Origin of the sequence: Bradyrhizobium sp. USDA 4541 (assembly GCF_024171085.1) — a bacterium.
GTDB classification, from domain to species: Bacteria; Pseudomonadota; Alphaproteobacteria; order Rhizobiales; family Xanthobacteraceae; genus Bradyrhizobium; species Bradyrhizobium australafricanum.
In genome coordinates this window covers 3,123,698-3,147,906 of the sequence record NZ_JALJZF010000001.1, presented here as the reverse complement: position 1 = coordinate 3,147,906, position 24,209 = coordinate 3,123,698, and the positions used below count along the sequence as shown (strand labels likewise).

The 24,209-nt window shown below is 65.5% G+C and carries 16 protein-coding genes and 3 pseudogenes; 11 read left to right on the top strand and 8 right to left on the bottom strand.

What is annotated here, in order from left to right; translation table 11 throughout:
- Window positions 1–117: 117 nt before the first annotated feature.
- From J2R80_RS14755 to J2R80_RS14745, 3 genes are all read left to right on the top strand, one after another.
- Window positions 118–606 carry an Lrp/AsnC family transcriptional regulator gene (locus J2R80_RS14755; protein WP_057017008.1) on the top strand — a complete coding sequence of 163 codons (489 nt, stop codon included), beginning with the start codon at window positions 118–120 and terminating at the stop codon, window positions 604–606.
- A 241-nt stretch (window positions 607–847) separates the two neighbouring features.
- Complete coding sequence (locus tag J2R80_RS14750) at window positions 848–1,786, top strand: hypothetical protein (protein ID WP_253640969.1); 939 nt, start codon at window positions 848–850, stop codon at window positions 1,784–1,786.
- Between the two features lie 85 nt (window positions 1,787–1,871).
- Window positions 1,872–2,582 carry a type 1 glutamine amidotransferase gene (locus J2R80_RS14745; RefSeq protein WP_141340733.1) on the top strand — a complete coding sequence of 237 codons (711 nt, stop codon included), beginning with the start codon at window positions 1,872–1,874 and terminating at the stop codon, window positions 2,580–2,582.
- 223 nt (window positions 2,583–2,805) lie between these two features.
- Here the strand turns inward: J2R80_RS14745 and J2R80_RS14740 are convergent, their stop codons facing one another.
- Window positions 2,806–3,684: an NmrA/HSCARG family protein gene (locus J2R80_RS14740; protein ID WP_253638797.1), complete on the bottom strand. Its 879-nt coding sequence runs from the start codon at window positions 3,682–3,684 to the stop codon at window positions 2,806–2,808.
- Window positions 3,685–3,801: 117 nt separating this feature from the next.
- Here J2R80_RS14740 and J2R80_RS14735 point away from each other — a divergent pair.
- Window positions 3,802–4,697: pseudogene (locus J2R80_RS14735) on the top strand (LysR family transcriptional regulator).
- A 22-nt stretch (window positions 4,698–4,719) separates the two neighbouring features.
- Here the strand turns inward: J2R80_RS14735 and J2R80_RS14730 are convergent.
- Window positions 4,720–5,070, bottom strand: coding sequence for a hypothetical protein (locus J2R80_RS14730; protein WP_057017007.1), 351 nt, complete (start codon window positions 5,068–5,070; stop codon window positions 4,720–4,722).
- Window positions 5,071–5,257: 187 nt separating this feature from the next.
- The gene (locus tag J2R80_RS14725) at window positions 5,258–6,193 is read right to left on the bottom strand and encodes a LysR substrate-binding domain-containing protein (protein WP_229193443.1); all 936 of its coding nucleotides are present in this window, start codon (window positions 6,191–6,193) and stop codon (window positions 5,258–5,260) included.
- Window positions 6,194–6,379: 186 nt separating this feature from the next.
- Between J2R80_RS14725 and J2R80_RS14720 the strand changes: the two genes are divergently transcribed.
- From J2R80_RS14720 to J2R80_RS14695, 6 genes are all read left to right on the top strand, one after another.
- Window positions 6,380–7,366: an NAD(P)-dependent oxidoreductase gene (locus J2R80_RS14720; RefSeq protein WP_141340730.1), complete on the top strand. Its 987-nt coding sequence runs from the start codon at window positions 6,380–6,382 to the stop codon at window positions 7,364–7,366.
- A gap of 51 nt (window positions 7,367–7,417) precedes the next feature.
- The gene (locus J2R80_RS14715; RefSeq protein WP_141340729.1) at window positions 7,418–8,749 is read left to right on the top strand and encodes an MFS transporter; all 1,332 of its coding nucleotides are present in this window, start codon (window positions 7,418–7,420) and stop codon (window positions 8,747–8,749) included.
- A 29-nt stretch (window positions 8,750–8,778) separates the two neighbouring features.
- On the top strand, window positions 8,779–10,107 hold the full coding sequence (locus J2R80_RS14710; RefSeq protein WP_141340728.1) for an MFS transporter: 1,329 nt from the start codon (window positions 8,779–8,781) through the stop codon (window positions 10,105–10,107).
- A gap of 22 nt (window positions 10,108–10,129) precedes the next feature.
- On the top strand, window positions 10,130–11,155 hold the full coding sequence (locus J2R80_RS14705) for an amidohydrolase family protein (protein WP_141340727.1): 1,026 nt from the start codon (window positions 10,130–10,132) through the stop codon (window positions 11,153–11,155).
- 191 nt (window positions 11,156–11,346) lie between these two features.
- The gene (locus J2R80_RS14700; protein WP_141340726.1) at window positions 11,347–12,021 is read left to right on the top strand and encodes an RraA family protein; all 675 of its coding nucleotides are present in this window, start codon (window positions 11,347–11,349) and stop codon (window positions 12,019–12,021) included.
- A 325-nt stretch (window positions 12,022–12,346) separates the two neighbouring features.
- Window positions 12,347–14,833 carry a TonB-dependent receptor domain-containing protein gene (locus J2R80_RS14695; RefSeq protein ID WP_309143756.1) on the top strand — a complete coding sequence of 829 codons (2,487 nt, stop codon included), beginning with the start codon at window positions 12,347–12,349 and terminating at the stop codon, window positions 14,831–14,833.
- 119 nt (window positions 14,834–14,952) lie between these two features.
- Here J2R80_RS14695 and J2R80_RS14690 read toward each other — a convergent pair whose 3' ends face one another.
- The 3 genes and pseudogenes from J2R80_RS14690 to J2R80_RS14680 all read right to left on the bottom strand — a co-directional run.
- Window positions 14,953–15,726: an SDR family NAD(P)-dependent oxidoreductase gene (locus tag J2R80_RS14690; RefSeq protein ID WP_076826024.1), complete on the bottom strand. Its 774-nt coding sequence runs from the start codon at window positions 15,724–15,726 to the stop codon at window positions 14,953–14,955.
- A 198-nt stretch (window positions 15,727–15,924) separates the two neighbouring features.
- Complete coding sequence (locus tag J2R80_RS14685) at window positions 15,925–16,545, bottom strand: hypothetical protein (RefSeq protein ID WP_076826023.1); 621 nt, start codon at window positions 16,543–16,545, stop codon at window positions 15,925–15,927.
- Between the two features lie 62 nt (window positions 16,546–16,607).
- Window positions 16,608–17,048 (bottom strand): annotated as a pseudogene (locus J2R80_RS14680) (LysR substrate-binding domain-containing protein); the annotation flags it as partial.
- Here J2R80_RS14680 and J2R80_RS14675 point away from each other — a divergent pair.
- Window positions 17,040–17,720, top strand: a pseudogene (locus J2R80_RS14675) (SDR family oxidoreductase); the annotation flags it as partial. The pseudogenes J2R80_RS14680 and J2R80_RS14675 sit on opposite strands and share 9 nt — an antisense overlap.
- A gap of 19 nt (window positions 17,721–17,739) precedes the next feature.
- Here the strand turns inward: J2R80_RS14675 and J2R80_RS14670 are convergent.
- Both J2R80_RS14670 and J2R80_RS14665 read right to left on the bottom strand, forming a co-directional pair.
- Window positions 17,740–22,089 carry a translocation/assembly module TamB domain-containing protein gene (locus tag J2R80_RS14670; protein ID WP_253638796.1) on the bottom strand — a complete coding sequence of 1,450 codons (4,350 nt, stop codon included), beginning with the start codon at window positions 22,087–22,089 and terminating at the stop codon, window positions 17,740–17,742.
- Complete coding sequence (locus J2R80_RS14665; RefSeq protein WP_246786742.1) at window positions 22,089–24,113, bottom strand: autotransporter assembly complex family protein; 2,025 nt, start codon at window positions 24,111–24,113, stop codon at window positions 22,089–22,091. Before J2R80_RS14665 ends, J2R80_RS14670 begins: the two co-directional genes overlap by 1 nt.
- Window positions 24,114–24,209 lie beyond the last annotated feature (96 nt).

Below are 24,209 nucleotides of genomic sequence, written 5' to 3'. Positions count from 1 at the left end.
CTTGAAGGATTCGTTTCCGCCGTCGTCAAGGCTATGCCCCGTCACATGGCGTTTCTCGGCGATTTCCGGCTTGCTCACAGCAAAATACGCCCATATCCTTCGCATTCCGCTCAGCTCTTGAAGGAAATCTGCGTGGACGGTCTCGATCGTATCGACCTCAGGATCCTCGCCGAGCTGGTCAGCGATGCCCGCGCCAGCCAGATCGAGCTTGCCGAGAAAGTCGGGTTGTCGCCGACCGCCTGCGCGCGGCGGATCCGCCATCTTGAGGAGATCGGCGTGATCCGCGGCTATCGCGTCGACCTCGAACCATCAACGCTTGGACTCGTGACCACCGTCGTCGTCACCATCACGCTGGAGAAGCAGAGCGAGGATTATCTGGCAGCCTTCGAGGCCGCGATCGCACGCTGTCCCGACGTCGTGTCCTGCCATCTGATGTCGGGCAGCGACGATTATCATCTGCAGGTGATCGCCCGGGACATCGCCGACTTCGAGCGCATCCACAAGCAGCATCTGTCGCGGATGCCGGGCGTCGCCCGCATCCATTCCAGCTTCGCGATGCGCGAGGTGGTCCGCCGCACCATTCCCGAGACCGCGCTGCGCGGCTGACGGTCACGCACCACCACGCACTGTCACAATCGCGCACTGTCACAATCGGACACTGTCACAATCGGGCACTGTCACAATCGGACACTGTCACAATCGGGCACTGTCACAATCGGGCACTGTCACAATCGGATCTGCCCGGCTCGCTCCCACACGCAATTTTTAGTTCGTGATTCGCCGCCGTCTATGACAGAATTGCTACAGTTCAATATCAATTCGGTTACACGCGGAGCGGTGAATGAGCATGGAGTGGCGGGCACGGCCGGTTTCGCTGGGTTGGTCAAATCCAGTGGTCCGGTGGTGGGGCTTCTTGAGCCTCGTCAGCGCCGCCAACATCGCGGTCTGGTTCGCGCTCTACCGCCAGTTCAATGAACAGGCCAATGGCAGCTTCAGCAACACCTCGGGCATCGGCCTGATGATGCTGCTGTGCGCGGCCTATGTGTTCGGCTGTGCCTTCCGCTCGGTCCTGCCGCGCGCCGACGTGCAGCGCATCTGCCTGTTCGACACCTGGCTGTCGAGCGTCGTGGTCGGCCGCACCGTCGCCACCGTCGCAGAGGTCTGCTTCGCCGCGCAATGGGCGATCATCCTGCATCAGCTCGGCACCATGACCGGCGCCGAGACCACCGTGAACATCGCCTGGATCATCGTGCCGCTGATCGTGATCGCGGAATGCTTTTCCTGGTATGCGGTGCTGACCACCCATTATCTCTGCAACGCGATCGAGAACTCGATCTGGGCGGTTGTGTTCTTCCTGGTCGGGATCGCGCTGTGCCGGCTGCTGCCGGAGTTTCATGGCCCGGTGCGCTGGGCCTTCGTCGTCGCGATCGTCGGCATCGCCGGCTTCCTCGCCTTCCTGATGACCGTCGACATCCCGATGTATCTGAATCGCTGGCGCGCCAACCTCGCCGCCGGCGGCACGCTGCTGCATCCGCTGGAAGGCTTGCGCGACGTCAGCCGGCGCTGGGTCGTGACCCACGACATCGCCGAGTGGCGCGAGGAGATCGCCTGGATGTCGCTGTATTTCAGCATGGCGGTCTGGTCGAGCCTCGCGCTCTGCGTCGGCTACTCGCTCGAGGATCAGCTGCCGCGCTACCGCACCGAGCCCGTGATCGTCGCAACGACGCCGGCGCCGACAGCGCAGCACACCGCCACGATCGACGCGGCGGTACCGTCGCGGAATTGATCGGCGACCGCCGCGCGCGGCTTGTCGCCGCCAGTGCTTTCGGAGTAAAGGCTGAGGCGTCCCCGCTCATCCGTCAGCGCGTTCCATGCCCCGCATCACCATCATCGAAACCGGGCTCGTCAACCCGCAAGCCCGCGAGCGCCACGGCAGCTATCCGCAGATGTTTCAGCGGATGGTGGCGACCGCCGATCCATCTGTTGGCTGCGACGTCGTCAGCCTCGCCAATGGCGAGACGCTGCCGGATCCGGTCGCATTGGATGCGATCCTGATCACGGGATCGGCCGCCGGCGTCTACGACGACGTCGCGTGGATCGCGCCGCTCGAAGCCTTCGTGCGCACGGCCCATGACAAGCGCATTCCGACTGTCGGCGTCTGCTTCGGCCATCAGCTGATCGCGCAGGCGCTCGGCGGCACGGTGCGCAAATCCGAGAAAGGCTGGGGCATCGGGCGCCATGTCTATCGGATCGCGCCGGACAACGGGCTGATCGACGGCGAGACGATCGCCGTCGCCTGCTCGCATCAGGACCAAGTGGTCGACCCGCCCGCCTCAGCGCGCACCATCCTGTCGTCCGGGTTCACGCCGCACGCCGCCCTGCTCTACGCCAACGGCACGACGCTGTCGGTGCAGCCGCATCCGGAATTCACCGCCGACTATGCCGACGCGCTGTGCGACCTGCGCCGCGGCCTCGCGCCGGATGCCCTGATCGAAGCCGCCAAGACTTCGCTCACCGAACCGCTCGACCACGCCACGCTTGGCGGCGTGATCACGCGCTTCCTCGTGCGCCGTAGCAACTAGACATCGTGTTCGCTTGGCGGCCGCAACGGAACTGCGCTCCCTCGCCCCGTTCTTACGGGGAGAGAGTTGGGGTGAGGGGCTGTCACCACGTCAACGGAGCCAGAAAAATTCGCGGAGGCTCCCCCCTCACCCGCATCGCATCTTCGATGCGATGCGACCTCTCCCCGCACGCGGGGGAGAGCTGAAGGAAGCGCTTGCTTCGCTGTAAAGCCTTCATTCGCAGCTAGCCCTTGTGCCACTGCGCGGCGGCGTCGCGGGCGAAATCGCGATAGGCCCGCGGCGCGCGGCCGAGCAGCTTCGTCAGGCGTGCCAGCTCGTCGGCCGTCGCGACCGCGCCGTCGCTCTGGTACCGGCCAAACATGAGGCGCATGTCGAGCGCGAGCCATGCCGGCATCGCTGCCTTGAAACGCTGCTCCATCGCCGCGAGATCGTCCCCGCCATAGCTGACCGCGCGGCCAAGCTCATCGCGCCAGATCGCAGCCACGCCCTCGCCGGTCACGACGTCGGGGCCGACCAGCGCGTAGGTCTCGCGGCCCAGCGGTGCGGACGCGCGCTCGCGGCGCAGCAACTCGATCGCGGCCGCCTCGCCGATATCGCGGATGTCGACCATCGAGATGCCCTTCGCGCCGATCGGCATGCCGTAGGCGCCGAAGTTCAGCAGCGGCTCCTTCAGCCGAAGATCGTTCTGGATGAAATAGGCCGGACGCAGGACAGTCGCGGGAAGATCGAGCGCCTCGATCATCCGCTCGACCGTGTGCTTGCCGGCGAAATGCGGCACGTCGGCATAGGCCTCGCCCTTGAACACCGAGAGATAGACGATGCCCTTGACGCCGGCCTCGCGTGCGGCGGTCAGCGTCAGCATCGCCTGCGTCAGTTCGTCGGCGGCGTTCGGCACCAGCAGGAACAGCGTGCTGACGCCAATGAGCGCCGCGCGGACCGAATCCACGTCGGCAAGATCGCCGCGAACCGCCGTCACGTGCTGCGGAAATTGCGCCTTGCCGGGCGAACGCGTCAGGGCCCGAACCTCGACGCCCTGGCCGGCGAGATGATTGAGAACCTGGGTGCCGATGGTGCCCGTGCTGCCTGTCACCAGAATGGTCATGTCGAATAACTCCTTTGTTGCGGCAGATCGTCTGCCGCTGCGGAGAAGCTAGACGTTCCAATTTTCCTTTGGAGATGGCATTATCTGAACAGGCCGTTTCGAATATGGAACAGTTCGATGGACCTTCAGGCACTCGCCGATTTCAATCTGGTGGCCGCGCATGGCGGGCTCGGCCGCGCCAGCCGGGCTTCCGGACGGGCCAAGGCCACGCTGTCCCGCCGCGTCGCCGAACTGGAACAGAGTCTCGGCGTCCGCTTGATCGAGCGGGGTTCGCAGAGTCTGCGACGGACCGATGAGGGCCGCGCGCTGCACGAGCGTACCAGCGGTCCGCTGTCCGACATCGCCGAGGCCGGCGAAGCCGTGGTGCTCGGCGCGTCGACGCCGCGCGGCCGCTTGCGGGTCAGTGCGCCGGTCTTGCTCGCCCATGTCGCGTTCGGCCGGATCGGTGCGCGCTTTGCGCACGCCTATCCCGACGTCCAGCTCGAGATCGTCGCGAGGATCGCCTGGTCGACCCGGTCGAGGACGGCTATGACCTCGTCATCCGCATCAACCCGTCAGCGGATGAACGTCTGGTCGGCCGCCGCTTCCTCAGCGACGAACTGCTCGTCGTGGCGCATCCCGATCGACAATGGCCGACGACCGCCGCGCGCGATCCGAATGGCGTCTCCGTCGATGCCGTTCTGATGTCGCAGACGCCGCCGGACACGCTTTGGCACATCCGGAATGAACGCGAAGAGATCACGCTCAGGCCACGGGCGGTGCTGCGTCTCTCATCGATGCTGATGATGCGCGATGCTGTGCTCGCAGGCGCCGGCGCGGCCCTGCTGCCGAAGCTGCTGGTCGATGACGACATTGCCGCGGGGCGGCTCGCCTATTGGGGAACGGATGCCAGACCTCCGATCGAGGTCTGGGCGCTGCAGAGCTCGCGACGGCTGGTCGGCGCAAAGGTTCGCGCGTTTCTCGACGTCGTCGAGCAGGCGTTCCCGAACCGGGTGTTCGTCCCGCCGGCCTGAGTTGCAGCCCGGACGATGCGCCTCAGGTCATGCTGCCCGGCATGAAGCAGCGCACGCGCGGGTGGCCGTCGATATAGTGCTTCCACACCATGGTGCGCCCGACCTTGTTCGGCTCGGTGATCACCGCCTCGTTGGGCACGACAACCCATTCATTGTCGATGAGCACGCGATAGTGGCCATGATCCGACTCCCAGTCGGGATCGGCGACCACATAGCCGTCGGCATCCGAGCAGCATTGTCCATAGCCGCTGTGCAGGCTTTCAAACCAGGGTTTCAGCGGTGAATTGGCGTAGCGGCCGTCGTCCCGCGCCAGGGTCGGCGATGTCAGCCACATCGTCCCGAGCAGCAGTGCCGCACGCGTGATGGCGTGCATGTCGTCGTCTCCGTAAGCGTCTGTCCAGCTGCGGGCGCGTCACAGACTGCTCGCCTGCGACGCTGCCGCCGCAGGCGAGAGCACGACACATCCGCGCCCCAGCACCTGACATTGAACGATGCAAGAGCAGGGCCAGACGGGATGCCGGAAGACTACGGCCGACGAAAGTATAGGGCGTGCGGCACGATCAACGACTCACTGCCGCAACCTCCGGAACAAGCGGCGGTGCGCTGCGCGACGCTGCCTGCAGCGCGCATTCGACGAACCGGCGCGGCAGCAGCGAGGCGTTGGAGCGCATCGCCACCAGCATGCGGCTCTCCGCATCCGGCGTGTCCAGCGGCTTCGCCACCACATTCATCACGCCAGCCTGCTGGTAGCACGACGGCAGGATCGACAGCCCGATCCCGGCCGCAACCAGGCTGAGCACGGTGCGCAGTTCATGCGCCTCCTGCACCACGCGCGGGGCAAAGCCCGCCCGCCGGCACAGCATCGCGGCCTGATCACCGACACCGCAGCCGCTCTCGGCCATACCGACGAATTCATGCTCGGCAAGGTTGGCCATCTCGAGCGCGCCCTTCGCGCCGGCCAGCGGATGATCCAGCGGCAGGAACACCATCAGCCGGTCGCGCCAAACCACATGGACCTGCAGATCGGCCGCCGGCCTGAAATCGAGCGGCGGGCGCATAATCGCGACATCGAGTTCGGCGTCGGCAAGCGCGCGCAGCTGCGTTGCCGTCGACATGTGCCGGAGTTCGATCTTCACCCGCGGATAGCTGGCGCGAAAGCTGCGGAACAGCTCGGCGAACATGTCGAGCATCGGGACCGAGCCGGTGAAGCCGACGCGGATCATGCCGGCCTCGCCGCGCGCCGCACGGCGCACCGTCTCCGACGCCAGATCAAGCTCGCTGACCGCGCGCCGCGCATGTTCCAGCAGCAATTGTCCGGCTTGCGTCAGTTCCACCGCGCGCCGCGTCCGCGCCAACAGGCGCGTGCCGAGCTCTTCCTCCATCGCCTTGATCTGCGTGCTCAGCGGCGGCTGGCTGACATGCAAGCGTTTGGCGGCGCGGCTGAAGCTGAGCTCTTCGGCTACCGCGATGAAGTAACGAAGCTGCCTGTAATCCATCGCTTATTCCGATTCCCTATAAGTCGGGGGTCAACAAGGTATTTGACCTCACGGGGCCGTTTCCCGATCTTCGCGCGAAATCACCAGTCCTCCAAGGGAGAAGCGCGCGAAATGCGTCAGGTTCAGACACGACGGCGCGGCGCTCGCAGCGGGTCAGCCATGCAATATCGCAGCGGACGATAGAAGATGACCGTTCCGTTTCGCGTTCTCGTCACCGGCGACAGCCTCGCGCCGGCCGCCGTCAATGTCCTCAGCGAGATCGGTGCAGATGTCGTGCTGATGCGCGATGCCGTCACGCCTGAGCGTCTCGCGCATGAGATGGCGCGGGCGCCGACGCAGGCGATCCTGATGCGCGGCAATCCGGTGTTCTCCGCCGCCACCATCGCCGGCAATCCGCACCTGCGCGTGATCGCAAAGCACGGCGCCGGCATCGACAGCGTCGATATCGATGCCGCAACCGCCAGGCGCGTGCTGGTGATGGTCGCGGGCGACGCGAATGCGCCTGCGGTTGCCGAGCACACCATCGCATTAATCCTCGCGCTCGGGCGCGACGTCGTCAGCCTGAACGCGCGAACCCATTCCGGCGCCTGGGACCGCGCCACCTATCGCGGCCGCGAAATCCGCGGCCGCACGATCGGCCTGGTCGGCTTCGGTCGCATCGCCCGGCACGTCGCCCGCGCGGCGGCCGCGCTCGGCATGAGCGTCGTCGCGCTCGGCCGGAGCAGCGGCCGTGTCGATCCGGCGCTGGCGCGCGAAGCCGCCGATCTCGCCGAGCTGCTTGCGGTCTCCGACATCGTCAGCCTGCACGCGCCGCTGACCGATGCGACGCGCGGCATGATCGATGCCGGGCGGCTCAACGCCATGAAGCCCGGCTCCCTCCTGATCAACACCGCGCGCGGCGCGCTGGTCGACGAGGACGCGCTGTGCGCGGCGCTGCGCATCGGCCATCTCGCCGGTGCCGGCCTCGACACGCTGGCGGAGGAGCCGCCGGCGAAAGACAGGCCGATCCTGCAGGCGCCGAACCTGATCGTGACGCCGCATATCGCAGCCCAAACCGGCGCATCGATCACGCGGACCGGCGTCGAGGCCGCGCGCAACATCGCAGCTGTCCTCACGCAACGCGACATCGATCGCGCCAATGTGGTCAACCCGGCGGCACTCGACGCGCCTTAAATCTCGCAGAAACGGCCCACCAAGAGGCCGCGACATCAAGAGGAAACGAACATGAATCTGGGGTGGCTGTCCAAGCTGTCCACCGTCGAACGCAAGACCTTCTTCGCCGCCTTCGGCGGCCTTGCACTCGATTCGATGGACACGACAATCTACGCGCTGGTCACGCCGGCGCTGATCGCAACGCTGAGCCTGTCGCGGCCTGACGCCGGCATTCTGGCTTCCAGCTCGTTGATCGGCACCGCCCTGGGCGGCTGGGTCGCCGGAATTGCCGCGGACCGGTTCGGCCGGGTGCGCGTGCTGCAATTCACCATCCTCCTGGTCGCGGTCTCGACCTTTGCCGCCGCCTTTGCCGACGGCTTCTGGTATCTCTTGGTCGCGCGCGCCATCCAGGGCATGGGCTATGGCGGCGAGGCCGCGGTCGGTGCCGTGCTGGTCGCCGAAGTGGTTTCGGCCGGCATGCGCGGCCGCGTCGCCGCCGCGATCCAGAGCGGATACGCCGTCGGCAATGCGCTGTCGGTGGCGCTGTTTCCCGTCATCTTCGGCTGGCTGTCGCAGGACATGGCCTGGCGCGTGTTCTTCGCGATCGGAATCCTCCCCGCGCTGCTGGTCTTCTTCGTCCGCCGCTTCGTGCCGGAATCCGCGATCTTCGTCGAGGAGAAGGCACAGCGCGCCGCCTCGCCGGCGCATAGCTTCTGGACCATCTTCACCGGCGAGCATCTGTTCAAGACGCTGGTCGCGACCTTCTTCACGACCGGCACGCTTGGCGCGGCCTATGTGATGATCACCTGGCTGCCGACCTATCTGCAAACCGGGCTGCATCTACCGGTCACGCACACCGCCGGCTATCTCGCCGTCAACATCTTCGGATCATTCGTCGGACCGATCGCCTTCGGCCTGATCACCGACCGCATCGGCCGCCGCAAGGGTTTCATGCTGTTCCTGGTCTGCCAGGCACTGAACGTCGTCGTGTACACCCAAGCGCCGATCGGACAGGGCATCACGGTCATCCTCGGATTCTTTCTCGGCGCGCTGCAGGCAGGCCTCGCCTCCGGCCTGATGCCGACCTTTGCCGAGCTGTTTCCAACCAGCATCCGCGCCAACGGCGCCGGATTCGCGCTCAGCGCAGGGCGTGGCCTCGGCTCGATCGTGCCGGCGACCGTCGGCATTCTCTCGACGCGGATGCATCTCGGCGACGCAATGGCGATCTGCGCCATCTGCGGCTACACCGCCGCGTTCTGCGCGGCATTGCTGCTGCCCGAGCAGCAGGGCATCGACCTCAGAACGATGACAGCAGGCGCAGCTTCGGACGACGCCGAACGGCTGCCGCACGAACGAGAGACTGGACACCCTAACAACATCCGAAATGGCGTCGCGACCCAATGAACGCCATTACAATGAACGGGAGGATTGCAATGGCCGGAGCGTCCGTCACTGAGCTCGAACAACAGACCATCCGCCGCGTCTATTGGCGGCTGATCCCGATCCTGTTCGTGATGATGTTCTTCAACTATCTGGACCGTATCAATCTCGGCTATGCCGGGCTGACGATGAACAAGGACCTCGGCCTCAGCCCCGCGATCTTCGGCTTCGCGGCCAGCATCTTCTTCCTCGGCTACATGGTGCTCGAGGTGCCGAGCAACCTGATGCTGCACTGGCTCGGCGCCCGGATCTGGCTGGCGCGCATCCTGATCACCTGGGGCCTCGTCGCCGCGCTGACCGCCTTTGTCTGGAATCCGCTCAGCCTCTACGTCATGCGGTTCGGCCTCGGCGTCGCGGAAGCCGGCTTCATGCCCGGCGTGGTGCTTTACCTCACCTACTGGTTCCCGGCGCGCTATCGCGCCCGCGCGGTGGCGGGATACATCATCGCCGGCTCGTTCTCGGCGGTTTTGGGCGGGCCGATCTCGACCAGCATCATGACCTCGTTCGATGGCACTGCCGGTCTCCACGGCTGGCAATGGATGTTCCTCGCCGAGGGCGTGCCGACCATTCTGCTCGGCCTGTTCACGCTCTATTATCTCACCGACCGCCCGGCCAAGGCGAGCTGGCTCACCAAGGAACAGGCGGCCTGGCTGGAGGGCGAACTCGCCGCCGAGCGGGCCGAGATCGAACAACAGGGGCAGCACAGGTTGATCGAATGCGTGCTCGATATCCGGGTCTGGCTGCTGGCGGCGCTGTTCGGCTGCGCATTGGTCGGGATCTACGGCCTCTTGCTGTGGCTGCCGCAGATCATCAAGGGCATGGGCAATCTCAGCAACATCCAGGTCGGCTTCCTCTCGGCGATCCCGCCGCTGCTCGGCGTCATCGGCACTATCGTGGTCAGCCGCAGCTCGGACAAGACCGGCGATCGCAAGTTTCATCTCGCGGCGGTCTATCTGCTCGCCGCCGTCGCGATGCTCGGCAGCGCCTATGTCGCGAGCCCGGTGCTGGCCTTCGTGTTCCTGTGCATCGTCGGCTTCAGCCTCAATGCCGGCAACCCGCTGTTCTGGAGCATCAATGCCTCGCTGCTGACCGGCGCGGCCGGCGCCGCCTCGATCGCGCTGGTCAACACGCTGGCGCAGTTCGGCGGCCTGATCGGGCCGTGGTGCATCGGCCTGATCAAGGACTCCACCGGAAGCTTCTCCTGGGCATTGGTCGGCATCGCCGGCTTCCTGCTCGTCGCCTCCGCCATCGCCGCCACCATGCGCGTCAAGCCGCGCGAGACGGAATTGACGGGCGCGATCCCGTCATCCGTCGCACACTGACACCCCTGCCAAGGAAGCAACCATGATCATCGATTGTCACGGCCATTACACCACCGAGCCGGCCAAGCTGCAGATCTTCCGCGACAAGCAGCTCGCCGGCCTCGCCGACAAGTCGCGCCGGCCGCTCACCACCAATCTCGGCATCACCGATGACGAGATCCGCTCCAGCGTCGAGGGCGCGCAGCTTCGCCTGCAAAGGGAGCGCGGCACCGACGTCACCATCTTCTCGCCGCGCGCCGCCGGCATGGCACATCACGTCGGCAAGGAAGCGACCAGCCGCGAATGGACCACGATCTGCAACGACCTCGTGCACCGGGTCTGCACGCTGTTCCCGCAGAACTTCGTCCCCGTGTGCCAGCTGCCGCAGAGCCCGGGCATCAAGCCTGCCAACTGCATCGAGGAGTTGGAGCGCTGCGTGACCCAGCTCGGCTTCGTCGGCTGCAACCTCAACCCCGATCCCGCCGGCGGCTATTGGTGCGATCCGCCGCTGACCGACGAATGGTGGTATCCGCTGTATGAGAAGATGGTCGAGCTCGACGTGCCGGCGATGGTCCATGTCTCCTCGTCCTGCAATCCCTGCTTCCACGGCACCGGCGCGCATTACCTCAACGGCGACACCACCGCCTTCATGCAGTTCCTGACTTCGGATCTGTTCAAGCGCTTCCCGACCCTGCGGTTCATCATCCCGCATGGCGGCGGCGCGGTGCCCTACCACTGGGGCCGCTACCGTGGCCTCGCGCAGGACATGAAGCTGCCGCCGCTGTCGGAGCATCTCTTGAAGAACGTGTTCTTCGACACCTGCGTCTATCACTTGCTCGGCATCGAGCTGTTGACCAGGGTAATCCCTGTCGAGAACATCCTGTTTGCGTCCGAAATGGTCGGCGCGGTCCGCGGCATCGATCCTGAAACGGGTCATCACTTCGACGACACCCGCCGCTATATCGACGCGCTGCCGCTGAGCGCGGCGGACAAGGCCAAGATCTTTGAAGGCAACGCCCGCCGCGTCTATCCTCGCCTCAACGCCCATCTCGAACGCCGCGCGCATTGAACGAAGCGATCGATGTTTCCGGCCCCGTCATTGCGAGGAGCGTCAGCGACGAAGCAATCCATCGCTCAGCATCTGCGGAAGCATGGATTGCTTCGCTTCGCTCGCAATGACGGTGATGGTCCTACAAGCAAGATATTTCCATCGTCCCGATTGCAAACGTACAATCACGCCCAACATACCGGAGAAAACCGATGGCCATAGGATTTGCTATTCACAAGGCGAAGCGGAAAGTGTCGCCCGATCTCGTCGCGCGCTACCGCACCCTGCCGGTCGCCAATATCAGCGATTCGATGTCGCGGATCGCGGGCACCAACCGGCTGCAGCCGATGCATGCCGGCGGCTGGCTCGGCGGCCCGGCGCTGACGGTCAAGACCCGGCCAGGCGACAATCTGATGGTCCACAAGGCGATCGACCTGGCCCAGCCCGGCGACGTCATCGTGGTCGATGCCGGCGGCGTGCTGGTCAACGCCATCATCGGCGAGATCATGTCGACCTTGGCCGAGAAGAAGGGCGTCGCGGGCTTCGTGATCGACGGCTCGATCCGCGATGCCGGCGCGATCCGCGCCGGATCATTCCCGGTGTTTGCCGCCGGCGTCGCCCATCGCGGACCCTACAAGGACGGCCCGGGCGAGATCAACTGCGCCGTCTCGATCGATGGCATGATCGTCGAGCCCGGCGATCTCGTCGTGGCCGACGACGACGGCGTGCTCTGCGTGCCCTATGACGACGCCGAGGCGATCTGCAAGCTGACCGAGGCCAAGAAGGCGACCGAGGAAAAGGCGATCCAGCAAATCCTCGCCGGCACCAGCGACCGCCGCTGGGTCGACGAGGCCCTGCAGCGCCTCGGCTGCGAGTTCAAGGACTGAGACGATCGGCGGTCCCAAAGGTGGCGATGCCCGCCTTTTGGGCACCAATTTGCGCCAAGTCGGCCGGAATCATCCCGCCCGTATCGTGTGCGTGTGCCCGTCCATCAAAATCGGGAATTTTTCCCGATTCCAGATGGAAAAGAATCCCGGTCCCCCGGGATTGATCTTGTTTGCCAAAGCAAGGGCGTTCCCGCAGTCTCCGAGCCAAGGTTCGTCGGGGATCAAGCCGAACCGCGGCTTGGGGGTGGGCGTCATGGCTGCTGCGTTGTTGCGTGCGGCAACACGGTCTTTGTCTTCTTCGGTCTATACGCGAGGCGCTGCGGCCGTGCTGGCTGTTATTGGCTCTGCACTGCCATCGACTGTCCTGCATGCTCAGACGGCCGATCCGGTCCCCACTGAACTGCCGCCCGTCAACGTGATTGCGCCCACACCTCTGGCCGGCACCCGCAGCGCAAGGCCGACGGCACGGCCGGTGGTTCGGACCACGCGAACCGCGCGAACCCGAACCGGACCTGTTGCTCCGGCAGCGGGACCCGATGTCGGCACCGCTGCACCTGGCCCCTCCGACCGCGACTCCACCCTGATTGATCGCGACAAGGTCCCGTCCAACACCGCGGTGATGACGACGCAGGATTTCAGCCACAACTACTCGACCAACTTCCTCGATGCTGTGAACCGCAAGCTGCCCGGCGTCACGCTCGGCGACCAGACCGGCAATCCGTTCCAGCGCAACCTCGACTACCGCGGCTTTACCGCCTCGCCGGTCCAGGGCACGCCGCAGGGCATCGCGGTCTATCAGAACGGCGTGCGCATCAACGAATCCTGGGGCGACGTGGTCAACTGGGACTTCATCCCGGAAAAGGCCATCGACAGCGTCGCATTGTTTCCCAACAATCCGGTGTTCGGCCTCAACGCGATCGGCGGTGCGCTGAGCATCCAGATGAAGAACGGCTTCACCTATCAGGGCTCCGAGGCTGAACTGTTCGGCGGCTCTTACGGGCGCGTGCAGGGCAGCGTGCAGGCCGGCGGCCAGAGGGACAACATCTCCGCCTACGCTGCGTTCGAATCCGCGTATGATCGCGGCTGGCGCGACTACGCCAATTCGTCGCACATCAACCGCATGTATGTGGATGTTGGCGCACGCAACGACGACACCGAATTTCACGTCAATTTCACCGGCGCCAGCAACCTGCTCGGCAACGTTGCGGCAACGCCGGTGCAGATGCTCAATCAGCGCTGGTCGAGCGTCTACACCTGGCCGCAGACGACGCTGCTTCAGCTCGCCTTCGTCAACGCCACGCTGAACCATAATTTCTCGGATACCTGGTCCTTCCAGGGCAATGCCTATTTCCGCGGCTTCCGGCAGACCCATGTCGACGGCAACGGCACCGACGTGCATGCCTGCGACGGGGGAGACAGTTTGTGCATCGGCGACGACCTGCCGATTTTCGGTCCGGCGGGAGGTCCCTCGGTTCCGAACACGCTGGGCAACGCCTTCCTTGGCGAAGTCGACCGCAACCGGGCCGCGACCAACAGCTTCGGCGGCACAGCCCAGCTGACCAACTCGGACAAGCTGTTCGGACACGACAGCCACGTCGTGATGGGCGTCAGCGTCGACCACGGCAACACGAAATTCACGGCGACCAGCGAGCTCGGAACCATCGATCCGAAAAACCTGTTCGTGACCGGCACCGGCATCTTCATCAACCAGCCCGATGCCGGTCTCGCCCCGGTCGACTTGCGCGCCACCAACACCTACACCGGCGTCTATCTCACCGATACCTTCGACGTGACGAACAGGTTCTCGGTCACTGCTGGTGGACGATTCAACTATGCCCAGATCGATCTGCAGGACCAGACCGGGACAAATGACCAGCTCAACAGCAGCAACCGATTCCAGCGCCTCAACCCGGTGATCGGCGGCACCTACAAGATCACGCCGAACCTCACCTTCTATGCCGGCTATTCAGAGGCCAACCGCGCGCCGACGCCGCTCGAGCTCGGCTGCTCCGATCCGGCCCGCCCCTGCGTCATCGATTCCTTCCTGGTGTCCGATCCGCCGCTCAAGCAGGTGGTGTCGCACACCATCGAGGCCGGCTTCCGCGGCACCTGGGGCAACGACGCCAGGACCGGCATGCTGAGCTGGGGCGTCGGCGCGTTCCACACTCTGTCCGACGACGACATCATCCGGGTGCAGAGCCCCATCGGCACAGGCAATTTCGGCTATTTCCAGAATGCGGGACAGACCCTGCGGCAGGGTATCGAAGCCAAGCTCGACTACCGCGTCAATCGCTGGAACGCCTATGCCAACTACACCTTCATCGATGCGACCTATCGAAGCGCAAACACGTTGCCGGCTCCCGACAACCCGAACGCCCTGACCGATCCGAACAACGATGACGTCCGGTTCATCAACGTCAAGCCGGGCGACCATATCCCGGGCATTCCGGCGCACCGCTTCAAGGCAGGTGTCGAGTACCTCGCCACCGACGCATGGAAGGTCGGCGCCGACATCAACGTGGTCGGCAGCCAGTGGCTGATCGGCGACGACACCAACCAGAGCCAGAAGGTCCCGGCCTACGCGGTCGTGAACCTGCACACCTCCTACAGGATCACGCCGAATATCGAGGTGTTCGGCCTGATCAACAACGTCTTCAACCAGCATTATTATCTCGGCGGCGCGTTCTACGAGACTGGCGGCTTTGCCAGCGCCGGAGCCGCGCCCAATTTGATGGCGCAGCTGACCGATCCGCGCACCTTCGTGCCCGGCATGCCGCTCGCCGCCTATGCCGGCATCAGGGCGAAGTTCTAAAGCGCGATGAGATTAGGTTGAATCGTCATCGCGCTTTAGCTCTTTGTCTGAGCATGATCTTTTCGGAAAACCGCTTCGCACTTTTCCGGATCATGCTTTAGGGCAATTCCTGGAAGACGCTACGCCACCGTCCCGCCGTCGACCGGCATCGCGATGCCGGTGACGAACGACGCCTTGTCCGACAGCAGGAACACCGCGACCTCCGCGATCTCCTCGGGACGCGCGGCGCGGCCCATCGGATTGCGGGTGACCGCGGCCTTGATCAGCTCCTCTGGATCGGCCTCGTTGTGGCCCGGCTGGTCCGGCCGGTTGACGAACACCCGCAGCATCGGCGTGTCGATCGCACCGGGGCAGATCGCGTTGACGCGGACGCCGTCCTTGGCGTGGCGCTTGGCGAGCGCGCGCGCCAGCCCGATCACGCCGGCCTTGGCCGCCGAATAGGTCGGACTCCACGGCGAGCCGACCAGGCCCGAGGTCGATGCAGTGAACAGGATGCTGCCCTGGCGCCGCGCGGTCATCTGGCCGAGCGCCGCGTTGGTGGTGATCAGCTGCGAGCGCAGGTTGAGATCGACGCTGAGATCCCAGCCTTCCAGATCGTCGATCACGGACGGACCGGGAATGCCGAGGTGATTCCACACGCAGTCGAGCGCTCCAAATTCCTTCACGGTTGCCGTGACGATGTCGCGCGCAAAGCCGTCGTCGCGCAGATCGCCGGTCAGCGCCAGCGCGCGTCCGCCGCCCTTTTTGATCTCGTCGACCACCGCCTTCGCGCCGGCCTCGTTCTGGTCGACCACCGCGACCGCCGCGCCCTCGCGCGCGAGGATGCGTGCCCCGGCGCGGCCCGCGCCGGATCCCGCGGCGGTGACGAGTGCGATCTTGCCCTGCATGTCCATGTTTCGATCCTGACTGTGCCCGTGAGCTCGAGCCTTCTTGGGTTCTGAAGTTTTGGTTGAATCAGGACCGCAGCGCTGCCGTCTTGCGCTGACCCGCTAAAGCTTGATCCGGAAAAAGTGCGAAGCGGTTTTCCGAAAAGATCATGCTCAAACAAAGAGCTAAAGCGCGATGACGATTCAGCCTAATCTGATCGCGCCTTAGCGGCCGCCGAACAGGACCGGAGACTGGCCGGGCAGCAGCTGCGAATGGATGTCGCTGTCCATCCGCTCCGCCCCTTGCTGGGTGAAGCTCGCGCCGAAGGACAGGCTGAGATTCGAAGTCGGCCGGAACTCGAGTCCCGCGCGCGCCGAATAGCCGGCGTTGACACCCGGATTGCCGCTGAACGGCGCCAGCGGTCCGCCGGCACCGGGCGGATTGTATTTCAGGGTGTCGAAGCCGGCGAAGAAGGTCACGGGCGTATTACCGACGCCCCTGAAATTGTATCCGAACTGCGCGCCCTGATATTCCAGCGAGCCGAACGCCGCTGATTGGCCGAGTGCGTTCCAGCCGACGCGACCGCCTTCGCTGCCGGCGAACCAGCCGTCGGGCCGGCCGTTCAGGTATGAGAAATCGCCGCCTTGCGCGCCGGCGGCGTCAAAGCTCGGAAAGTTTCCGTAAGTATCCGCCTTCTGGCCGTCGGCAAGGCTGCCGCCGAAGCCGAACAGCGAGCCCGGCGTCCAGTAGCGCACCGGGCCGGCCTGGGCACTGGCCTGCTGGCCGCTCAGGCACAGCGCCAACACTGCGATTGCGGGGCCGAGTTTGCTTACCAAAGTGGTCATCAGATTACCGTCACGAGTACAGGGATTATACGTCCCACCGACCGGGAACACCAGCCTGCGCCCTACCCCGCCGCGAGCAGCTTCTGCTTCAGCAAAACCGTCAGCCAGTCGGCAAATACCGGCAGCCTCCGCGACAGGTGCTGACGGTGCGGATAGAGCAAGGTCATCGGCATCGGCTCGGCGCGGTGCCGCGGCATCAGTTCAACGAGCTCTGCGGCGTCGATATGCCGCTTCACGTCGTCCGCGGGAATCTGGCCGGCGAGGCAGCAGGCGATATAAGCCTCGGCGCTGTTGACGGTGACGCGGCCACGCATCGCGATCGTGCGCGTTGCGCCCTGCTCGCTCCACTCCCACTCCTCGATGCGGCCGGTGGAGGGCGAGGCGTAGTTGACCGCCCAATGCGCGCCGAGATCGTCGGGCGTTCGCGGCGTGCGAGATATCCGGGGCCTGCGACATTCATCAGCGTCAGATCGCCGAGCGGCTGCGATCAGACCGGAATCGCTGCGATCGCGATCCACTACAACAGCGCGGCCACCAAGGCCGATGCCGACGCGACGGTGGCGGCGCTGCAGGCCGCAGGCAGCAAGGCGGTCGCCTTCCAGGCCAACCTCACGACATCGGGCGCGATGGAAAAACTGTTCGCCGAGGCGGTCGCCGCGATCGGCCGCCCCGACATCGCGATTAACACCGTCGGCAAGGTGTTGAAGAAACCGATGATCGAGATCTCGGAAGCCGAATATGACGCGATGAGCGCGGTCAACGCCAAGTTCGCGTTCTTCTTCCTCAAGGAGGCCGGCCGCCACGTCAACGACAACGGCAAGATCTGCACGCTGGTGACGTCGCTGCTCGGCGCCTACACGCCGTTCTATGCGGCCTATGCCGGGACCAAGGCGCCGGTCGAGCATTTCACCCGCGCGGCATCGAAAGAGCTCGGCGCGCGCGGCATCTCGGTCACCGCGATCGGACCCGGACCGATGGACACGCCGTTCTTCTATCCGGCCGAAGGCGCGGACGCGGTCGCCTATCACAAATCGGCGGCGGCGCTGTCGGGCTTCTCCAGGACCGGGCTCACCGACATCAAGGACATCGTGCCGTGGATCCGCCTGCTGGTGTCGGACGGCTGGTGGATGACCGGCCAGACCATCCTGGTCAACGGCGGCTACACCACGAAGTGAGGCGCGATCTCGGTCGCCCTTACCATTCGAATCGCGTGCCGACTCCGACGGATGTCGAGCCCTTCGCATCGACATCCGACTCGACGCGGATATGGCGCGTCACGTCGACATTGGCCGACACTCCTGACTGGCTGGCGCTCGCGCCCGTCCGCACGCCCACGCTCAGCCTGTCGCCGATCGCGCGCGAGGCGCCGACCATCGGACCGCCCGCCCCGGCGCCCACGTCCAGATTGTCGACCCCGAGCGAGCGGCGCATGCGGTCCACCGTTCCCTCGCCACCGCTTGCGAACTGAGCGGCGGCCCCGGCGAGCTGCACGGCCTGCGAGGTCGTCAGGCTGCCCGAACCCTTCTGAAAGAGAATGCGCGACAGGATCTCGTCCTGCGGCAACTCGGGCTGCGAATGGAAGGCGAAGACCGGCGCGGCCGCCGGGCCCGAGATTCCGACCTGCGCGGTGATGTCAGAGGCCTGTATCTCTGCCGCGAAATCGAGCTCGGGCGCGAGATCGCCATTGAAGGAGAGATTGCCCTTGGTGAAGGTCAGCGTCTTTCCGAGCACCACCAGCTTGCCCTGATAGAGCGAGAAAGCCCCCTTCGGAACCGGCGCGTTGCTCGTGCCGCCGACATGAACGGAGCCGCCGAGTTCTGCGGTTACCCCGCGGCCATGGATGAAGACGTGGTTCGGCGCCGAAACTGTCACGTCGAGCGCGGCGTTGAAGAGCGCCGGACGCTTCTTGTTGCCTTTCGGCGTCTCGGCCTTGCGCGCAGCTGCGAGCCGTGCAGCGGCCTGCCCCGAGGCGTTCACATGGTTGATGCCGTCGATCGGCTTCAGCGTCGACGGCAGGCGATCCGGAATATCGACGTTGACGCGAGTCAAGTCGACGCGACCGACGATCCGCGGATCGCGCGCCAGAGCGCCTGTGACGTCGATAGCGAGATTGGCCTGCGCGGTCGCCAGCGCGCTGGAAGCAAGCGTCGCCTGCTGACCGCGAATCGAGATCGTGCCTGGAAAACCTGCATCCGGGGCGACCCTTACCTCGCCGGAGCCGGACAACGTACCGCCGTTGGGCGTCACCGCGGTCAGGCGCTCCACGACGATGCGCTCTCCTTCGGCGGTGATTTTCGCCTCGACGGCATCAAGGCGCGTACCGAGCATGCTGTCACGGAAGGTACCTCCGCTCATGGTGGCGACACCGCCGATCTGTGGCCTGGTACGCGTGCCGCCGACACGGGCATCGAGCGTAACGCTGCCGGACACGGTACGGCCGGAGGCGGAAAGCGCGGCATTGGCGACGGCGGCATCGAGGCGGCCCTTCGCGGTCAGCACGATCGGACCCGTGGCGTCGAGCGGCACCGTGCCCGACGCCGCGATCGCACCGGCTCTTCCCGCGGCAATTGTGGTGTTCAGGCTCGCGCGGCTGCCATCGAGCCGTCCGTCCGCGGCAACGTCGATCGGCGGCAGACCGGCGCTTCTGGTCTGCGGCGCGGTGAGCTGCTTGACCGCGACTTTGTACTGGCCGGTCGGCGCGCTCATGGAGCCCGCAATGGCCGCTGACGCGTCGAGGGTCCCGCTCAGGCCCAGACCGGGTATCGCGACATCGGCCTCGCCGAGCGGGATCGCGCTGGCCATGGCCTTAAGGTCGAGCACCTGGCCGGCCTTGCCGTCCACCGTGAAGCGGCCGCGTCCAATCCCGAGCGCCAGATGCTCGATCAGCACCGTGCCATCGTCGAGCGTGAAGCCCGCGGGGCCCTGCAGCGCAATCGCTTTGGCGCCACGGCGCGCGGTGAAGCGGTTGAGATCGAACCGCACCCGCTCCCTGGTGGTCAGTGCACCCACGGCATCGAGATCGAATCCGGCAGCCTTGGCGGACAGGCCGATCGTGCTCGCATCGGCATTGCCCGCGGCCGCCAGCGTGACGTTTGAGACTGTCTGACCGCCGAACTCGGCACCATTGACCTGCGCATCAGCATTGAGCACCGGATGGCTGTAGAGATCGGCGCCATCGGCGCGCAGATCGAAACTGCGGACGGCCGCACCCGCGGCACGGATTCCCGCGCCCTTGCCGGCAAGCCGGATCGACTGTTGGCCGCCATCGGCCGAAGCGGCAAGGTCGAGTGAGGCCGAACCGGCGAGCTCTGTAAGCGCAAGCGGCGAGAGATCGGCGAGCGCCCCGGCTGCGAAGCGAATCTGCCCGCTGGCGAATCTCTGGGCGTCGATCGTTGCTGCCCCCTTCAGGGATACCGATCCGATCGCGATGTCGACGGTCTTTGCGTGCCATCCGGCAAGGGCGGGAGCTGCGCGATCGTCGGGCTCCGACGATCGACGACTCAACTGAACAATCCCGCGCGCTGGCTTGCCGTCGACGGAGCCGTCGAGCTCGGCCTCGACAGCACAGACTCCATTGATGTCGTTGACCGTCGCGGCGAGCCCGAGATGCGGAATCGGACGCCGCATCGCGGTGGCACGATCCACCGAGGCCACGAACGAAACCCCGGGATGCGCGAGCCCGCCTGTCAGGCCGACGTCGAGAGCTCCCGCACCGGTGAGGCGAGCATCGGCCGCCGAGAGATCCGGCAGGTCCACACGCGCCGACAGGTCGCTCGAGTCGCGCGTCACTGTTCCTTTGGCGCGAACCGCAACATGGGCACCATCGATCGACGCGTCGCGGACCGTGTAAGTGTCGCGTCCGTCAGCAGAGATGTCGGCTGCCAGTGCGAGCCGCGCCCCCGCGAGCCCATCGAGCGCCGCAAGTCCCGTCGCAAGCTTCTCGCCGGCACCTGACATTCTGATATCGAAGCTGCCACGCTGTAAATCCGTGTCGAGATCGAGGCCGAACGCCACCGAACCCTTGAGCTTCAACCCGGCAAGGTCGGCAAAGGCGCCGAGGTCGGGCACGGTTCCGGTTGCCCGGCCATTCAGGCGATCGGCGCTGACATCGCCTGTATAGGTGGCCTGAACCGTCGATGTGCCGACCTCGAGACGCTCGATCCTGGCGCGGCCGCCCAGGTCCGTATCGCCATGGAGCACGAGCGACGCGGTGTTGCCGATCGCGGCCGCCAAACTCGCGTCGCGTGGCGCGATGCCGGAAGCGCGCAGGTTCGCGTCAAGGATGATACGCGTTGCGGGATCGCTGGCCTCGGCACGAGGAACGGCCGTGATCGAAGCATCAAGCGTCTCGACGTCTCCGTCCGGCAGATGAGCACCCGACAGCGCGAGCTTGACCGATGCTGTAGGAGCCTTGATTGGGCCGTTGACGCGGCTGTCGAAGACGAGGCTGCGGATCGAGCCTTGGTCAGTCTCGGTCACGTCGCCGTTGCTTGGCAAGGCGCGGATCGAAGCCGCAAAATCCACGACCTTGTCAGCTCGGAGCAGACCTTTCGCGTCGAGCCGTGCGAGACGGCTCGTCAGCGTCAGCCCGTCCAGGGCGACGCTGCCGTCGTCACCAAAATGCGTCGTACTGTCGAGATGGGTTTCGCCCGCGAAGACCGGCGCGGCGATCGCCGGCAACAACGGTTCGAGGTGACTGGCAAGGCGCGTTGCGAGCACTCGGGCCGCGCCGTTTCGGTCAAGCGCAATCGTGCCGGTCGCATCGATCGTGGGGCCGGCCTGCAACTTCAGGGCACCGCGAAAGCTGTCGAGCGTGCCCTTGCCTCCCAGTGCGAATGTGACGGGCGGCTCGCCCGGCAGATGGCCGAGCTTCGACATGAGTCCGTGGGCTGGCTCGTCGAGCGTGACGTCGAGGGTAAGCGCATTTCCCTGCGGAACGTAGGCGAGAGCGGCCTTGAAGTGGCCCGGAAAATCCTTGCGGGTGGCATCGAGGTTGAAGACGAGCCCTTCCGAGGGCGAGCCGAACTCGGTATTGCCGGTCGCCGCGACACTCAAAGCTTCACCCAGAATCGACTGTCCCAGCGTCAGGGCCCGCAGGTCGAAAGCCTTCACCTGCACCTTCACCGGAAGGTCAGGCAGCATCGGCTGATCGGACTCGGCGGCAGGCTGGTCGGACGGAAGCGGCTTTCGCCTGATCTCAAGTGTGCCGATCTCGAGACGGTCGATTTCCAGCCGCCCCAGCAACAATGCGCTGCGTCGCCAGACGAGGCGCGCCTTGTCGAGCGTCAGCCAGACACCGTCCTTGTCGGTGATGCTAACGTCGCGGACCGTTGCATCCGAGGACAGCACACCATCGACGGCGCCGACATGGACCTGGGTCGCCGGCGTCGAGAGCGTCCGCGAGACGAGACTGGCCAGCACATCCTGCTGGTTCTCGCCGCTCCCGCCCACCATTCCGTAGACAACGACACCAAGCACCGCGGCAGCGATGAGACCCAAGGCCGCGACGGCGGAACCGATAATGAACAGCCGTCGGATGCGCATCAGAAGGCTTGCCCAATGCTGACATAGATCGCGTAACGGCTGTCGCCGGGGCGAGGGTTCAGCGGTGTCGCAACGTCAAGGCGGATCGGGCCGACCGGCGTGAGATAGCGCAACCCAAGTCCCGCGCCGTAGCCCACATAGTCGTCGAAGCCTGGCAGGGACGATCGGGAGGCGGTGCCAAAGTCGAAGAATGGCACGAGGCCGATGGTGGGAGTGATCCTGACCCGCACCTCGGCGGAGCCCTCGATCAGGCTGCGACCACCGGTGATTTGACCGAACATCATCGGCGAAATGGTGTTGAAGCCGTAACCGCGTACGGATCCGCCGCCGCCAGCGAAGAAGCGATGTGCGTCCGGAATCTGGTCGAGCGGCGCGCCCGCAAGCGAGCCTGCGGCCAACCGACCCGCCAGCACGTAGTCGGCCTGCTCGTCGAGCGCATAATAGGCCGAGCCCGCAACCCGCGCTTCGAACAGATCGATCGTGGAACCCATCAGCTTCGGATAGGCATTGACGGTCGCCGAGAGGCGCACACCGCGCGTGGGGTCGAGCGGATTGTCTGTCGTGTCGTAGCGGCCGGTCGCCGTGAAGCCGATCAATGTCGCATCGACCCGCCCCAGCACGTCCTGCGATTTCGATTGCTCGACCTGGAGACCGGCCTGCAGCGAAGCCGCCTCCGAAAAGCGATGGATCACGCCGAATGTGCCGCGCACCGTGTCGTCAGTGTAACCGCCGAGGTCGTTGTTGCCGACGCGCTCGCGGAACGCAGTGGCCTCGATCAGTAGATCGTTGGCCGTACCGAACAAGCCCGGCTTGATGAAGGTGCCGGTAAAGCGTGCGCCGAAATCCGAGCCGCTCAGACTATTGAAGCCGGTGAAGGACGTGCCGTCGATCCGTTGCAAAAGCGAGGCGGACGCTTCGAGCCTCAGGCGCTCGCCGCCGCCGAATATGTTCCGATCCTCGTAGTAGCCAGCAATGCCGGGACCATCGACGGTGGAATATTTCGCCGAGAGGCCCACCGCGTGCCTGGGCCTTTCCGTCAAATCGATGAAGACCGGCAGATTGCCATTCTCATCGAGCTGGTCCGCCTCGCGGACGCGAATTCCCCCGATGGCCGGGATCTTTGCGATCGAGGTTTTCGCCAAGGCGAGCCGCTCTGGCGAATAAGGCTCGCCTTCCCTCAGATAGACGTGCGTGGCCACTACTCTCGGATCGACGTCTCCGCCCGAGATCGTCACGGCGCCGATGCCGGCCTTGGGGCCCGCTTCGACCCGCAGCCGAAGGTCCATCGCGGCGGCGCCATGATCGACGGTGGCCTTGACGTCGGCGACCTTCGCGAGCGGATGTCCGTTGCTGCGGAACCAGTCGACGAGCTTCACCTGCGCGGCGCGCAGGTCGGCAGAGATCGCGGGATCGCCGGACTTCAGCGCAAACGCGCGGCGCGGCAATCCCTGCGGCGCTTGGTCGCGCGGATAGTCTACATCAACGGCACGCAGCTTGAACAACGGACCAAGTCGCGCGATGACCTTGACGGGCACAACGGTCCGATTGCGAAAGCTGTCGGCCCGGCGCGCGGCCGCGGCAAGCCCGATCTCGTCGAGGGAGATTGGAACTCCATCTATCGTCACATCGATCTGGGCGTTGTAGCGGCCAAGCCCCCAAAGGGCATCGAGCAGCGGATTGGTATCCGCCTGCAGCCGGCGCGCGAGACCTTCCCCGTCCGGCGGCGGTTCCTGTCGAAGGCGATAGGTGCCGGCGGCATCGCGCAATGCCTGTTCGGCGTCGCTATCGTTCTTGCCCTCCGGCGCCTTGGCTTCGATCTCCAGCCGATAGGACAGCGTCGTGGCGCTGACCGGCGGCGGATCGTCGGAACCGAACAGGCCAAAGAAGTCGAGCGCGTGAGCCTGCTCGCACAGCGAGCAACCGACGACAGCGACGCACGCCGAACGCAGAACGCGCCGCGCTGCAGCGATGAAATACCTCCGCCCTGCCCGCCCCGGCAAAGGCGGCAGGCATCGTCGCACCACGATTTGCTTGATTGTTCCGCTCCGCCTGCCTGTTGACGCGACCCGAGTCTCTGCACCTCAGGTTCCGGCGATCCCCTGTCTCCGCATTCAACAGGC